The following is a 13,540-nucleotide window of genomic DNA, read 5'->3' on the forward strand; positions in this document are numbered from 1 at the left end:
CCGCATGCTCGATACAGCCCTCAAAAGCGAGATTCAAGACGCTTACCGTCGCGTGGTGGACACCCTTGAGCTGACCCCACGCTACGGTCAGCGCATGATGATCGCCGAAATCGCCCGGACGCTGGGTAATATAGAGAGCGACGACGAGGGTAAGCGCACCAGCGATACCCATGTCTGTGTGCTTGAAGCGGGTACTGGTACCGGCAAAACACTGGCCTATCTGATCGCCGCCTTACCGATCGCGAAAGCGCGGGGCAAGCGGCTGATTATTTCCACGGCCACGGTTGCTCTTCAGGAGCAGGTGCTGAATCAGGATCTACCCTCGTTGGCCAGTCATAGCGGCATTGCGTTTCGCTACGCATTAGCCAAAGGGCGTGGCCGCTATGTGTGCGTGGCACGTCTGGATCAGGCGCTCGAAGGTACTGAACCCAACCCGACGCTATCGCTGTTTGAGCAGTCGCTGCAAACACAAAGTAGCGACTTCACCGTGATTGCCAGTGATATGGCGCAAGCTTACGGTCAGGGCGAATGGGAAGGGGATCGTGATAATTGGCCTGAGGCGATTGAGGATGCCCACTGGCGGCGGCTGACGGTTGACCATCGCCAGTGCACGGGTAGGCGCTGTGGGCACTTCGGTGCCTGCGCGTTTTTTCGTTCCCGTCGAGAGCTTGAGAACGCTGACGTTATTGTCGCCAACCACGACCTCGTGCTGGCTGACTTGGCCTTGGGCGGCGGCGCTATTCTGCCCGACCCGGCGGACTGCATCTTTGTCTTCGACGAAGGCCACCACCTGCCCGAGAAGGCGCTTTCCCACTTTGCCCACCGCTTTGCGGTGCACGGCTGCTTGCGTTGGCTAAAAACGCTGAGAAGCAGTTTGACCGACCTTCACCAGGCGTTGGCTATTCAGCCAACGGTGTCGCGGCTTTTGGTGAGCTTGCCAGAGCTGATTCATAACCTGGAGCCCGCACTGGGCGACGTGTTTAGTATGGGGCATCAGTTGGCGGAGCGGCCAAACGGTTTGGTTGACGAAGAGGCCACCCATCAATCGCGTTTTGAGAAGGGCCAAGTGCCCGATGCCCTACGGGAACAGGCGCAGCAGCTATTGGTGATGTTTGCTTCACTGTCGCGCTGCCTCGAGAGTATCAGCGATATTCTGCGCGAAAGCCTTGATCCCGATAAGCAGACCGGCCTCGATCGTGAGCAGGCAGAAACCTGGCTGCCGCTCGTTGCGTTGCTTCATGGGCGGGCGTTAGAGGCGCATGCCTTGTGGCAGGCATTCAGTGAGCAGGATGTTGCTAATGAGGCGCCCAGCGCTCGCTGGATTACCCTAAGCCGTGTAGCGGGGGAGCCGGAAGTTGAGTTTTCGGCTAGCCCCGTTTCAGCCGCACATACCCTGGCCAAGCATTTATGGGGGCGTTGCCATGGGGCGGTGGTCACCTCGGCAACGTTGACCGCGCTGGGGCGCTTTGAACGCCTGCAAGAGCGTGCAGGCTTGGCGAATCGCTACCGCTATCAGGCGCTACCGAGCCCCTTTGATTACGCCAATGCCGTGCTGCGCGTGCCTAAAGAGGCCACTGACCCTGGCGATAGGGAGGCCCATGAACGGGCGATTGTGACGTTTGTCTCGCAGTTGGCCGACCAAGAGGCGGCGCTGGTGCTGTTCTCTTCCCGCGCCCAGCTGCGTGCGGTGGATAAAGCGTTGCCCGCGAGTGTGAAGGAGCGCGTGCTCGCTCAGGATGCGCTGCCTAAGCGAGAGCTTATCGAGCGCCATCGGGCAGCGGTGGATAGGGGCGAGGGCAGTATCATCTTTGGCTTGGCGAGCTTTGCTGAGGGTATCGATCTTCCCGGCGACTATTTGACGCACGTGGTGATTACGCGGTTACCCTTTGCGGTACCCGACGACCCAGTGGGTGCTACGTTAGCGGAGTGGATAGAAAGCCAGGGCGGTAATGCGTTTATGCGCATTAGCGTGCCCGATGCGTCTATTAAGCTGGTGCAAGCCTGTGGGCGCTTGATTCGCAAAGAGAGCGATCGTGGGACGATCACCTTGCTGGATAAGCGGGTGATTACCCGCCGCTACGGACAAGCACTGCTGGATGCACTGCCGCCATTTCGGCGTGAGATTAGTCGCTAGAACGTCATGAAAAACCCCGCCGTAGCGGGGTTGTTGACTTACTTGACGATGCGCTTGGCCAGTGCGGCGGCAAGTTTATCGTTCATGCGGCTGAAGGTCTCCACCGTGGTATCCCAGTCGATGCAGGCATCGGTAATGGAGACACCATACTGCAGTTGGCTAAGGTCCTGGGTAAGTTTTTGATTACCCCAGCCAATGTTGGATTCAACCATCAGGCCGATAATGGAAGTGTTGCCTTCCAAAATCTGGTTGGTGACGTTCTCCAGCACCAATGGCTGTAGCGCAGCGTCTTTGTTGGAGTTGGCGTGGGAGCAGTCGATCATTATGTTGGGTGAGAGCTTGGCTTTTTCGAGCTCTTTCTCCGCCAGGGCAACGCTTACACTGTCGTAGTTGGGCTTGCCGTTGCCACCGCGTAGAACGACGTGGCCGTAGGCGTTGCCGCGGGTGCGAATAATGGCTACCTGGCCCGCTTGGTTAATGCCCAGGAAATTGTGCGGGCTGGCCACGGACTGAAGCGCGTTAATCGCCACGTCCAGGCTGCCGTCGGTACCGTTTTTAAAGCCGACCGGGCAGGAAAGGCCGGAAGCCATTTCCCGGTGGGTCTGGGACTCGGTGGTACGGGCGCCAATCGCTGACCAGCTGATGCAGTCCTGCAGGTATTGGGGAGAAATGGGATCCAGTGCTTCTGTGGCTAGCGGTAAGCCCATTTCGGCCAGATCGACCAGCAATTTACGGGCGATATGCAGACCCTCATCGATCTCAAAGGAGTCGTTGAGGTGCGGGTCGTTGATCAGGCCTTTCCAGCCGACCGTTGTGCGCGGTTTTTCAAAATAGACACGCATCACGATATACAGGCTATCGCTGACCTGGTCAGCCAGCTCACGAAGGCGGCGGGCATAGTCGAGGGCGGCTTCCACATCGTGGATTGAGCATGGACCGACCACTACCAACAGTCGCGGGTCATTGCCATCCAGGATGTTCTGAATGGTTTGGCGACCTTCGATCACGGTGCGCTCTGCCGCCTCCGTTAACGGCACGGCATTCTTGAGCGCTTCTGGCGTGGTGAGAACGTCTTGAGCGAGGACGTTAAGGTTATTAACCTGCTGTTCTGGCATCTTGCTACCTGTGCTTTGCGTAATGACTGAAGAAGTAAGGGGGCGATAAAAGTGGCACATACTATCGCTCGCCGGGCAGGTAAAAATCAATTGCTGCGGAACTATAGCGGCATTAAAAGTGTCAGCCGCACGGTTTTTGCGAAAGGCGGTAAGCGCTTGAAGCGTTGCGCGGAACGCGCAACACTGGGAGCCCTGTCGTTAAAATTTAGTACCGTTATAATAATGCAGCAATTTACTCGGGCGACGTATTCGCTCTTTTATTCACTCTATTATTAATCAATGCCCAAGGGACGCTATGCTGCTTGCTGTGAACGCCCATTTGTCAGGGCTAATAGGAATTGGGCTCGGCGCATGCCGTACGAGCTGGAGGAGCGTGTGAATGGGCACTCGGGAAACAGACCAACAGCTTGTTGAACGTGCCCAAAAAGGTGATACGCGCGCTTTCGATCTGCTGGTGAAGAAGTACCAGCACAAAATTATCGGCCTGATTGGTCGTTATGTTCATGATCACTCTGAAGTTCAGGATGTAGCCCAGGAGGCATTTATTAAGGCGTATCGCGCCTTGGGTAAATTTCGCTCAGAAAGTGCGTTTTACACCTGGATGTATCGCATCGCGATTAACACGGCGAAAAACTATCTGGTCTCGCGGGGAAGGCGCCCGCCGGGAAGTGATATGGATATTGTCGACGCTGAAATCATTGATCAAAGCGGTCGACTGGCAGATTCCGAGTCGCCGGAAGCGGCGATTGCCAGAGACCAGCTCGAAGCCGCGGTTTATCAGGCAATCGAAAATTTGCCGGATGATCTGCGCACGGCGATTACCCTGCGTGAACTGGATGGTCTTGCTTATGAAGATATTGCTCAGGTCATGCAGTGCCCTGTGGGAACCGTGCGTTCACGAATTTTCCGCGCCCGCGAGGCGGTTGATGAACATATCCGCCCATTAGTATCGACCGCGCGGAACAGTCGCGAAGGGTAGTGGTCGTAGTGGGGGAGGCGATATGAGCGTTATAGGATGTCAGCCTTAAAAATAAAGGTTTTATTTTTTGTGAACTGTCTGGCATGTAAAGCGTCATAAAGCCTGACTATCTTGATGAGCACGCTGGTGTGTCAATCGCTGATATATCAATGTGCAAAGTGTCATGAGCTTAGCGTCGCAGGCTAATGAGTTTTGCTCATTTAATTAGCCTGAACTGAGTCTTGGCCTTGGAAGTCGTCGGAGTGGTGGTGCGTATAACGCAAGCCATCACCCCAGTACTTCTTTTAAACAGTGTGAGGGTGTGAAGTATGAGTCAAAACACACGGGAATCACTTTCGGTGTTAATGGATGGCGAGAGTGATGAGCTTGAGCTTCGCCGAGTGTTGAAGGCACTGCCTAATGATGACGATGCCGCAGATACATGGCGCCGATATCACCTTGCCCGCAGCATGATGCAGCGTGAGCAGGGCGTTGATGTAAGCGTTGATCTCTCCGCTGGCATTATGGCCAGACTGCGCGAAGAGCCTGCTCCAATGACACAAGGTGCCGAGCCTGTAGCTCACCGTACGGGTGGTATTTCGTTCGCCCGCGGCGCTGGCGTTGCTGCTGCAGTGTCACTGATGGTGATCACCGGCGTTCAGTTCTTTGGCAACGACTCACCCGTTGGCCAGGGCAGTGGTGACATGGCAACGACCGCATCTGGCGCTAATGGCGCTACTCAGGTACAGCCCGTCAATTTGGCCTCTCAGCCGGCAGTAGCCTCACGTGCTGATATGCCCATGTTTGAGCCTACGCCGTTTCGGCTTAGCGGTCAGTCGGGTCAGGGCGGTCTGATGAATATTAGTGAAACTGGGTTTTCAGCGCAGACGCCTCAGGGAGTGACTGCTTCCCAGGGTACCAATATTGATGTAGATCAGATTGGCTTGCTGCAATCTTATTTAGAGCAGCATACTCAGAGCGCTGCTTACGGCAGTGGTGATAGTTGGATGCCATTAATGCGTTCATCTGCAGTGACTGAACCATTAGGTCAGCGCTAAGCTGAATGACGTTCTTTTTGACGAAGCCTGTTAAGTGAGTAGGGAGTGCGCGGGATGGGAGTGCGCAACATGATCGTGCCCTGGCGATTAAAGCGTGCCTGGGTATTGGCAGCAGTAGTTGGTACGCTCTCTTTTCAAGTGCATGCAGAAAACGCCAATAGCTCGTCCGACGTTAGCCAACCGGTTCGTCATGCTGGCTACGAGTGCGCGGCGGAATCCGAAGGGCAGCCCAGTAATGCCACGCAGTGGCTTGAGCGTGGTTTGTGGGCTAGCCACTGTTATGCCTTCCAAGCCAGGGCGGTGGCGATTGATGCTGTTGATGTTCGCACGCTGGCGCTGTCGCATCGCATCCAGAATGGCATTCGGCAGCAGGTGGTTCAGTACCTAGACGGTCCTTCCGTGAGTATTGAGCGGCGCTCGCCGGTGGGTCGACTGGCTTGGACTGAAGAGCATAGTAATGGGGAGATGCCTACTCCTGCAGGGTGGGCGGCTCATCTTGAGAAATATTACGCTATTGAGCTTGAGGATGATGCTCGGGTAGCCGGTCGCGATGCCGTTAAACTTATTTTCGAGCCTCGGGATCAATGGCGTTTTTCCCATCAGTGGTGGTTAGATCGAGATACCGGCCTACTCCTTAAGCATGTACTCAGTGATCAGCAAGGCAGGATCATTGAAACCTTCCAAATTACCCAGCTCCAATCGCCCCAAAAATATACCGGCCGCGTACGAGTGGGCTCGCCCACCGTTATCCTCAACACGCCTTGGCATACCACTTGGTTACCCGACGGCTTTGTTGCGCAACCGGTTACTTTTGCCGGCGACGATGTGCATCAGCGTGTTTACAGTGATGGTTTGGCCACCGTAAGTATCTTTGTAGAGCCTCTTGCATCTGAAGCAACCGTTGCCTTGCAGGAAGGCGTGCAGCAGTTGGGTGTCTCGGCCGTCGCCATTGAGCACACTATCACCGCTGAAGGGCGCTGGCAGTTGGTGGCCATTGGTGAGCTGCCCGTAGCAACGCTGCAGCGTATTGTTCGCTCAATCACTTTCGACCTGCTAGAAGGTCAATCTCAAGAAAGTGCCGATGAGGCTGAGTAGATAAAATGACGACCTCCGCGCCCTGTGGCTCTTTGCTTGGCACCTCTCTGCTTCGTACTGGCACGGTTGTCGACTACACCTCCCAGGGAGTAATCATTGAAATTGCCGCCCAGCAGAACTGCGAGCAGTGTGCTCAAGGGAGAGGGTGCGGGGTCGGATTGCTGGCGCGCCAGCGCAGCCAACGCATTGCCGTAGCGGTTCCCTCCAAAACAGATAACGCCGAGCGCAACTATCCATTAGGAAGCCAAGTCACTATCAGCCTGCCGCGTGCCTCTGTCACGTTGCTGGCTTTTTGTGTTTATGGGCTGCCGCTACTGCTTGCGCTGTTGCTATCCGGGCTGATCGCGCTCGTTAGTACTACGATTTGGCTGGTGCCCCTGAGCTTTTTTATTGCTTTGATGGCCGGTGCGCTAAGTATTAAATGTCTAATGCGCGGGCGTGGGGAACGCTTTCGCCCACGCTTGGTCAATTAGTTTGTTAATGAGTTCTCCGGTGTCTTGCCGTGAGTTGTTGATATACCTTCGCTTACTATCACATTAAGTAGGAGCTCTTGCATGAAGCGCTTGATTCTCCCTTCCACGCTTTGGGTTTGTGTGGTGGCATTGCTGACGTTTGGCCAAGCCGCCAGCGCTCAAAATTTGCCTGATTTCACCGCATTAGTTGAAGACGCTGCCCCTGGGGTGGTGAACATCTCAACCAGTCGAACGGTTCAGCGCAGCAGCGCGCCCGGTTTTGGCGGGTTCGGTGGTCAGGAAATCCCCGAGATTTTCCGCCATTTCTTTGGGGATAGCTTTCCAGCGCCCCCCAGTAATGGTCAGGGACGTACAGAAGAGCGACAGTCTCTAGGCTCGGGGTTCGTCATCAGTGAAGATGGTTATGTAATGACCAACGCGCACGTGGTGCAAGATGCCGATGAGATCCTTGTGCGGCTCAATGATCGCCGCGAATTGAGAGCAGAAGTGGTTGGTAGCGACCCACAAACCGACGTGGCAGTACTCAAAATTGATGCCAATGATCTGCCTACGCTCAATCTAGGTGACTCTGACGAGCTAAAAGTAGGTGAGTGGGTTGCCGCGATTGGCTCTCCTTTCGGTTTCGACCACTCGGTCACTGCGGGTATCGTCAGTGCGATTAATCGCACCTTGCCGCGGGATGCATATGTGCCCTTTATTCAAACCGATGTGGCAATCAATCCCGGCAACTCCGGTGGCCCGCTGTTCAACTTAGACGGCGAAGTTGTGGGAATCAACTCGCAAATATTTACCCGTAGCGGCGGCTTTATGGGCGTCTCGTTTGCCATTCCCATTAACGTTGCCATGGATGTGGCCGAGCAACTGCGTGAAGGCGGTCGGGTAGACCGTGGTTGGTTGGGCGTCATGATTCAGCCTGTGTCTGATGATCTGGCCGAGTCGTTCGGTATGGAGAATGCGATTGGCGCCTTGATTGCCGATCTTGATCCAGAAGGCCCAGCGGCCCAGGGTGGACTCCAGGCGGGCGATGTCATTCTTGAGGTCAATGGTGAAGAGGTTGAGCGCTCAAGCTCGCTGCCGCGACTGATCGGTAAAGGCGCGCCAGGCACCGAGGTGGAACTCACCTTGATGCGTGACGGTGAAGAACTGACCGAGTCTGTCGAGTTAGGTAGTTGGCCAGACACTGAGCAGCAGTCGGCACAGGCAGGCAGCAATAACCAAGCGCGTCTTGGCATAATGGTCGCTGAAATTGATGACACCATGCGCGAGCAACTGAATGTTCCCGGCGGTGTGATCGTTCGCCAGGTTGAGTCTGGCAGCGTGGCTGCTGAGGCCGGTATCCGCCCAGGTGATGTGTTAGTGAGCATCGACCACCGCAGCGTTTCCTCCTCAGCTGAGCTGGTAGAGATTGTCGAGGCGTTGCCGACTGATCGCGCTATTCCAGTTCGTTTGTTCCGCGACGGACGTTCCCTGTTTGTAGCGCTGCGTCTGGAATAACCCGCCTATTTTCACTCCTGGTCCGGCGGTTCTCGCCGGACCGCTGTTCCTAGCCTGCGCATATCGCTACAATAGCGGATATCTTTTTGTCGGAAATGGCCCTTATTTTTAAACGGCAGCTGTTTTCGAGCTTTGAACTCTCGAAGCGGCCTGCTTATGCGGCCGCTTGCGTACCACTAAGGCAGAACAGACTCGATGTCCCAAGACGTTCCCAACGGAAAGCTTAAGCACATACGCAATTTCTCTATTATCGCCCACATCGACCACGGTAAATCGACGCTCTCTGATCGTTTGATTCAGACCTGCGAAGGATTAACCGAGCGTGAGCTAAAAGAGCAAGTGCTCGACTCCATGGATATCGAGCGCGAGAGAGGCATCACGATTAAGGCGCAGTCGGTCACGCTGGATTACACCGCCGCCGATGGCCAGGTTTACCAACTGAACTTTATCGATACGCCAGGGCATGTCGACTTCTCCTATGAAGTGTCGCGTTCGCTCTACGCCTGCGAAGGGGCATTGCTGGTTGTTGATGCTGCACAAGGTGTTGAAGCCCAGTCGGTGGCCAACTGTTATACCGCTATCGAACAGGGACTAGAAGTTCTGCCGGTACTCAACAAAATCGATTTGCCTCAGGCGGATTGCGACAAGGTTTCCCAGGAGATTGAAGAGATTATCGGCCTGGATGCCACCGACGCCTGCCAGGTCTCGGCCAAAAGTGGCTTGGGCATTGATGCCTTGCTAGAGCGCTTGGTGCGCGATATTCCGCCGCCCAAGGGCGACCCGGAAGCGCCGCTGCAAGCGCTCATTATCGACTCCTGGTTTGATAACTACCTTGGGGTAGTTTCGCTGGTTCGTCTGTTTGATGGCACGCTGCGCAAAGGCGATAAGATCCGTATTAAATCGACGGGCCGCGATTGGGGCACCACTGAGGTGGGGATTTTCACCCCGCAGCGTAAGCAGACCGGGATTCTGCGTGCCGGGGAAGTCGGCTTTATTGTCGCGGGTATCAAAGAAATCCACGGCGCACCGGTGGGCGATACCATTACCCACACCAAGACGCCAGATGTCGCGCGTCTGCCTGGCTTCCAAAAAGTAAAACCGCAGGTGTATGCCGGTATGTTCCCGGTCAGTGCGGATGATTATGAAGACTTTCGTGATGCGCTAGAGAAGCTGGCGCTTAACGATGCCTCGCTTGCCTATGAACCGGAAAATTCTGATGCCCTTGGCTTTGGCTTCCGGGTGGGGTTTCTGGGCACGCTGCACATGGAAATCGTCCAGGAGCGTCTGGAGCGTGAGTATAATATCGATCTGCTCACTACCGCTCCCACGGTTGTCTATGAACTAGCGATGAAAAATGGCGACATCACCTACGTCTCCAACCCCTCAAAGCTTCCCGATATGGCTGACGTGGATGAAATGCGTGAGCCAGTGGTGCGCGCCAGCATTCTGGTTCCCCAGGAGTATGTGGGTAACGTGATCACCGAGTGTGAGCAGCGCCGAGGCACGCAACTGGATATGCAGTTTCTGGGTAACCAAATCCAGTTGGCCTATGAATTGCCCATGTCTGAGGTGGTCATGGACTTCTTTGACCGCCTGAAATCGATCTCCAAGGGGTACGCTTCGCTAGAGTACAACTTCGAGCGTTTTGAAATGGCCAAGTTGGTGCGTCTTGACGTACTTATTAATGGCGACAAAGTTGACGCGCTAGCGGTGATTATCCACCGTGATCACGCCCACCATCGTGGTCGTTTGTTAGTGGAAAAAATGAAAGAGCTGATTCCACGGCAGATGTTTGATGTGGCGATTCAGGCGGCTATTGGTGGTCAAGTGGTGGCACGTTCCACCGTGAAAGCGCTGCGTAAAAACGTGACGGCCAAGTGTTACGGCGGCGATGTCAGCCGTAAGAAGAAACTGCTTGAGAAACAGAAAGCGGGTAAGAAACGCATGAAACAGGTGGGGCGTGTGGAAATTCCCCAGGATGCCTTCCTTGCTGTGCTCAAGGTTAACGACTAGGAAAGAACACCACTCATGGATTTTTCATTACTGCTGGTACTTGCCGTTGCGCTTTCGGGCGTTATTTACCTGTTGGACGTGTGGCTATTAAAGCCCAAGCGCCGCCAACGCTTCGCCGCCGCAGAGGCCAATACCCAGGAAGGGCTGGATCCAGTTACCAGCGAAAAGCTACTTAAAGAGCCGTGGCCGGTTGACTACGCCCGTTCATTTTTCCCGGTGCTGCTGGTGGTGTTGGTGGTGCGTAGTTTTATCATTGAGCCTTTTCAGATCCCCTCTGGCTCAATGCGGCCTACGCTTGAAGTGGGCGACTTTATTCTGGTCAACAAATTTGCCTACGGCTTACGCTTACCGGTAGTCAACACCCGCTTTCTCGAAGTCGATGATCCTGAGCGTGGCGATGTGATGGTGTTTCGTTTCCCCGACGAGCCTTCGGTGAACTTCATCAAGCGAGTGGTCGGTATGCCAGGGGATCATATCCGCTATGAGGGAAAGCAGCTTTACGTTAACGGCGAACCGGTGGCCAAAGAGCTGATCGAGGATGGGCCCGATGGTTCGCCCCAGCAGCTATTGTTAGAAGAGCGCCTTGGCGACACCGAGCACTTTATTTATAACAACCCGCGAGACCCTGGCCCGCAAATGCGTGAAGTGGAGGTTCCTGAAGGGCACTATTTCATGATGGGGGACAACCGTGACCACTCCAACGACAGCCGCTATTGGGGCTTCGTGCCGGAAGAGAACATTGTGGGCCGCGCCTTTGCGGTGTGGATGCACTGGGATGGCGGGTTGCCAAGTTTTACCAGCGTGCGGCGCATTGAATGAAGACGCTGCGTGTGCTGAATTTAGTCAGTTATGTCACTTTAGTTAACGTCAATGACGTAGGAGAGCTGTGAGTAATTCCTTGAACGCTTTTTGCCGACGAATCGGTCATACCTTTGGCGACGATACGCTACTGGAATTGGCCTTGACCCACCGCAGCTTCGGTGGTCGTAACAATGAGCGCCTGGAGTTTCTAGGTGACTCCATCGTCAACTTTGTCATCGCCGAGGCGCTGTTTCAGCGCTTTCCTCAGGCCCGTGAAGGACAGCTTTCGCGCCTGCGCGCGCGACTGGTGAAAGGACAAACCCTGGCGGAACTGGCCCGTGAAATGGAGTTCGGTGAATGCTTGCGGCTAGGTTCCGGCGAGATGAAAAGTGGCGGGCATCGTCGTGAATCGATCTTGGCGGATGCGGTCGAAGCCATTATTGGCGCTATCTATCTGGATGCTGGGATGGATGTGGTGCGCAACCGGGTGTTGGACTGGTACGCGGAAAGGCTGGGTAATATCTCTTTACAAGATACCCAAAAAGATCCCAAAACACGGTTGCAGGAGTTTTTGCAGTCGCGTCAAGCCGCGTTGCCGCGCTATGAAGTTGTCTGCGTAAAGGGCGAGGCGCATGCCCAGACCTTTACCGTGGAGTGCTACATTGACCTGTTGGCTGAGCATACCACTGGTAAAGGCCCAAGCCGCCGTCATGCTGAACAGCAGGCGGCAGAAGAAGCGCTGTCGTACCTCGAAAAAAGCCCTGGAGATAAATCATGAGCCAAACCTGCGGATTCGTTGCTATCGTCGGCCGACCCAACGTGGGCAAATCGACCCTCATGAACCGTATTCTGGGGCAGAAAATATCGATTACCTCACGGCGACCACAAACCACGCGCCACCAGGTCATGGGTATTAAAACGGTTGATGAGACGCAGTTCATCTATGTTGATACGCCGGGCATGCACATCATGTCCAAGGATCGTAATAAAGCGATCAACCGCTTTATGAACCAGGCGGCTACCCAGGCCCTGCGTGATGTGGACTGCGTAGTATTTATTATCGACCGCACCCGCTGGACGGAAGAAGACCAGGCGGTGTTGAAGCGCCTGGAGCACGTAAAAGCGCCGGTGATTTTGGCGGTTAATAAAGTCGATCGTCTGGGCGAAAAGGGCGATTTGCTGCCTTGGCTGGCGGATGTCGGTGCTCGCCGCGACTTCGCCGCTATCGTGCCGATTTCAGCCAAGCACGGCACTCAGGTCGATACTCTGGAAGAGGAAGTGGCCAAACACCTGCCTGAAAGTGTCCACTTCTTCCCTGAAGACCAGATTACCGATAAAAGCCTGCGCTTTATGGCCGCTGAGCTGGTGCGTGAAAAAGTGATGCGCCAGCTGGGCGATGAGCTGCCTTACCAGATGACCGTTGAAATTGAAGAGTTCCGCGAGACAGAGCGTGTAACGCATATCAGCGCGCTTATTCTCGTTGAGCGCCAAGGCCAAAAAGTCATTTTAATTGGTGAAAACGGCGATCGTCTCAAGAGCATTGGTCGTGAAGCGCGCCTGGATATGGAGCGCGCCCTGGGTACCAAAGTGATGCTCAATTTATGGGTGAAAGTAAAACGCGGCTGGTCGGATGACGAGCGCGCCTTGAAAAGCTTGGGTTACGACCTCGATTGAAGGTAGCGATGTCGCCAGAGCCGGCTTTTTTGCTCCACCGTCGGCCTTATCGTGAAACCAGTGCGCTGGTGGATCTATTAACGCTTGATCACGGCAGAGTGCGTGCTGTGGCCCATGGTGGGCAAAGGCCCGGTTCTAAATCGCGCCAACGCCTGCAGCCGTTTACGCCACTGTTCGTGATCTGGCAGGGCAGCCGCGATTTAAAGCGGCTAACGTTGATGGAGTCTCGCGGCCAGACGGCGCTGTTGGCCGGGGAGGGGTTGCTGTGCGGGCTTTACGCCAATGAGATCGCCACCCGGCTGCTGCCGTTAGAACTGCCGGCGCCTGACGTTTTTGCGTTTTATACCGCGCTACTGGAAGCACTGCCAGCGCCAGCGGAGCGCGCATTGGCGCTGCGCCGCTATGAGTGGGCGCTGCTAGAGGCGCTCGAGGCCACGCCGCAGTTTGCGACACCAGAAGGTAGCGTTTTGGATCCTCAGCTCCGCTACCGTTTTGACACCGCCAGCCGGGCATTCATACCTGCTGAGCGTGGCCTCGACGGCAGAACGTTACGTTACATTGAGCAGGGTGATTGGCAACATGAAGGCCTTGCCAATGCATTAAAGGTAGTAATGCGAGCGGCGCTGGCACCCCATCTTGGCACCACCGTTTTGCGTTCGCGAGAACTGATGCTCGATTTAGCTCGGCGTCGTCATCGTCCCTGATTTTTGAATTTCCTGTTCACA

The 13,540-nt window shown here is 55.2% G+C and carries 12 protein-coding genes; 11 read left to right on the top strand and 1 reads right to left on the bottom strand.

Going from position 1 to position 13,540, the window contains the following annotated elements:
- Positions 1–4 precede the first annotated feature (4 nt).
- Complete coding sequence (gene dinG, locus HALTITAN_RS04940) at positions 5–2,134, top strand: ATP-dependent DNA helicase DinG (protein ID WP_039858203.1); 2,130 nt, start codon at positions 5–7, stop codon at positions 2,132–2,134.
- A 38-nt stretch (positions 2,135–2,172) separates the two neighbouring features.
- On the opposite strand, the gene HALTITAN_RS04945 is transcribed toward dinG, so the two are convergent.
- Positions 2,173–3,249 carry a 3-deoxy-7-phosphoheptulonate synthase gene (locus tag HALTITAN_RS04945; RefSeq protein WP_039858206.1) on the bottom strand — a complete coding sequence of 359 codons (1,077 nt, stop codon included), beginning with the start codon at positions 3,247–3,249 and terminating at the stop codon, positions 2,173–2,175.
- 379 nt (positions 3,250–3,628) lie between these two features.
- On the opposite strand from HALTITAN_RS04945, the gene rpoE reads away from it, so the two are divergent.
- The 10 genes from rpoE to recO all read left to right on the top strand — a co-directional run bounded on the left by rpoE (position 3,629) and on the right by recO (position 13,519).
- Positions 3,629–4,228 (top strand): RNA polymerase sigma factor RpoE, encoded by a 600-nt coding sequence (gene rpoE / locus HALTITAN_RS04950; RefSeq protein WP_009286436.1) that lies wholly within the window; start codon positions 3,629–3,631, stop codon positions 4,226–4,228.
- A 308-nt stretch (positions 4,229–4,536) separates the two neighbouring features.
- A complete protein-coding gene (locus HALTITAN_RS04955) occupies positions 4,537–5,265 on the top strand; it encodes a sigma-E factor negative regulatory protein (RefSeq protein ID WP_039858209.1) in 729 nt (242 codons plus the stop codon).
- Between the two features lie 54 nt (positions 5,266–5,319).
- Positions 5,320–6,360 (top strand): MucB/RseB C-terminal domain-containing protein, encoded by a 1,041-nt coding sequence (locus HALTITAN_RS04960; protein WP_051051872.1) that lies wholly within the window; start codon positions 5,320–5,322, stop codon positions 6,358–6,360.
- Between the two features lie 5 nt (positions 6,361–6,365).
- Positions 6,366–6,833: a SoxR reducing system RseC family protein gene (locus tag HALTITAN_RS04965; RefSeq protein ID WP_009286438.1), complete on the top strand. Its 468-nt coding sequence runs from the start codon at positions 6,366–6,368 to the stop codon at positions 6,831–6,833.
- Positions 6,834–6,914: 81 nt separating this feature from the next.
- Positions 6,915–8,327 carry a DegQ family serine endoprotease gene (locus HALTITAN_RS04970; RefSeq protein ID WP_039858212.1) on the top strand — a complete coding sequence of 471 codons (1,413 nt, stop codon included), beginning with the start codon at positions 6,915–6,917 and terminating at the stop codon, positions 8,325–8,327.
- Between the two features lie 195 nt (positions 8,328–8,522).
- Entirely contained in the window at positions 8,523–10,340 is a 1,818-nt protein-coding gene (gene lepA, locus HALTITAN_RS04975) for a translation elongation factor 4 (protein WP_009286439.1), read from the top strand.
- Positions 10,341–10,355: 15 nt separating this feature from the next.
- Complete coding sequence (lepB, locus tag HALTITAN_RS04980; protein ID WP_009286440.1) at positions 10,356–11,159, top strand: signal peptidase I; 804 nt, start codon at positions 10,356–10,358, stop codon at positions 11,157–11,159.
- 67 nt (positions 11,160–11,226) lie between these two features.
- Positions 11,227–11,919, top strand: a complete 693-nt coding sequence (rnc, locus tag HALTITAN_RS04985; RefSeq protein ID WP_009286441.1) for a ribonuclease III — start codon at positions 11,227–11,229, stop codon at positions 11,917–11,919.
- Positions 11,916–12,815, top strand: coding sequence for a GTPase Era (era, locus tag HALTITAN_RS04990; protein ID WP_009286442.1), 900 nt, complete (start codon positions 11,916–11,918; stop codon positions 12,813–12,815). The genes rnc and era overlap by 4 nt, the downstream gene beginning before the upstream one ends.
- 8 nt (positions 12,816–12,823) lie before the next feature.
- A complete protein-coding gene (gene recO, locus HALTITAN_RS04995) occupies positions 12,824–13,519 on the top strand; it encodes a DNA repair protein RecO (RefSeq protein WP_039858216.1) in 696 nt (231 codons plus the stop codon).
- The last annotated feature ends 21 nt before the right edge of the window (positions 13,520–13,540 follow it).

Origin of the sequence: Vreelandella titanicae BH1 (genome assembly GCF_000336575.1) — a bacterium.
GTDB lineage: Bacteria > Pseudomonadota > Gammaproteobacteria > Pseudomonadales > Halomonadaceae > Vreelandella > Vreelandella titanicae.

Excerpts from the sequence above, each read along its gene's own strand:
- dinG (WP_039858203.1), top strand. The coding sequence starts at position 5 with ATGCTCGATACAGCCCTCAAAAGCGAGATTCAAGACGCTTACCGTCGC.
- HALTITAN_RS04945 (WP_039858206.1), bottom strand. The coding sequence starts at position 3,249 with ATGCCAGAACAGCAGGTTAATAACCTTAACGTCCTCGCTCAAGACGTT.
- rpoE (WP_009286436.1), top strand. The coding sequence starts at position 3,629 with ATGGGCACTCGGGAAACAGACCAACAGCTTGTTGAACGTGCCCAAAAA.
- HALTITAN_RS04955 (WP_039858209.1), top strand. The coding sequence starts at position 4,537 with ATGAGTCAAAACACACGGGAATCACTTTCGGTGTTAATGGATGGCGAG.
- HALTITAN_RS04960 (WP_051051872.1), top strand. The coding sequence starts at position 5,320 with ATGGGAGTGCGCAACATGATCGTGCCCTGGCGATTAAAGCGTGCCTGG.
- HALTITAN_RS04965 (WP_009286438.1), top strand. The coding sequence starts at position 6,366 with ATGACGACCTCCGCGCCCTGTGGCTCTTTGCTTGGCACCTCTCTGCTT.
- HALTITAN_RS04970 (WP_039858212.1), top strand. The coding sequence starts at position 6,915 with ATGAAGCGCTTGATTCTCCCTTCCACGCTTTGGGTTTGTGTGGTGGCA.
- lepA (WP_009286439.1), top strand. The coding sequence starts at position 8,523 with ATGTCCCAAGACGTTCCCAACGGAAAGCTTAAGCACATACGCAATTTC.
- lepB (WP_009286440.1), top strand. The coding sequence starts at position 10,356 with ATGGATTTTTCATTACTGCTGGTACTTGCCGTTGCGCTTTCGGGCGTT.
- era (WP_009286442.1), top strand. The coding sequence starts at position 11,916 with ATGAGCCAAACCTGCGGATTCGTTGCTATCGTCGGCCGACCCAACGTG.
- recO (WP_039858216.1), top strand. The coding sequence starts at position 12,824 with ATGTCGCCAGAGCCGGCTTTTTTGCTCCACCGTCGGCCTTATCGTGAA.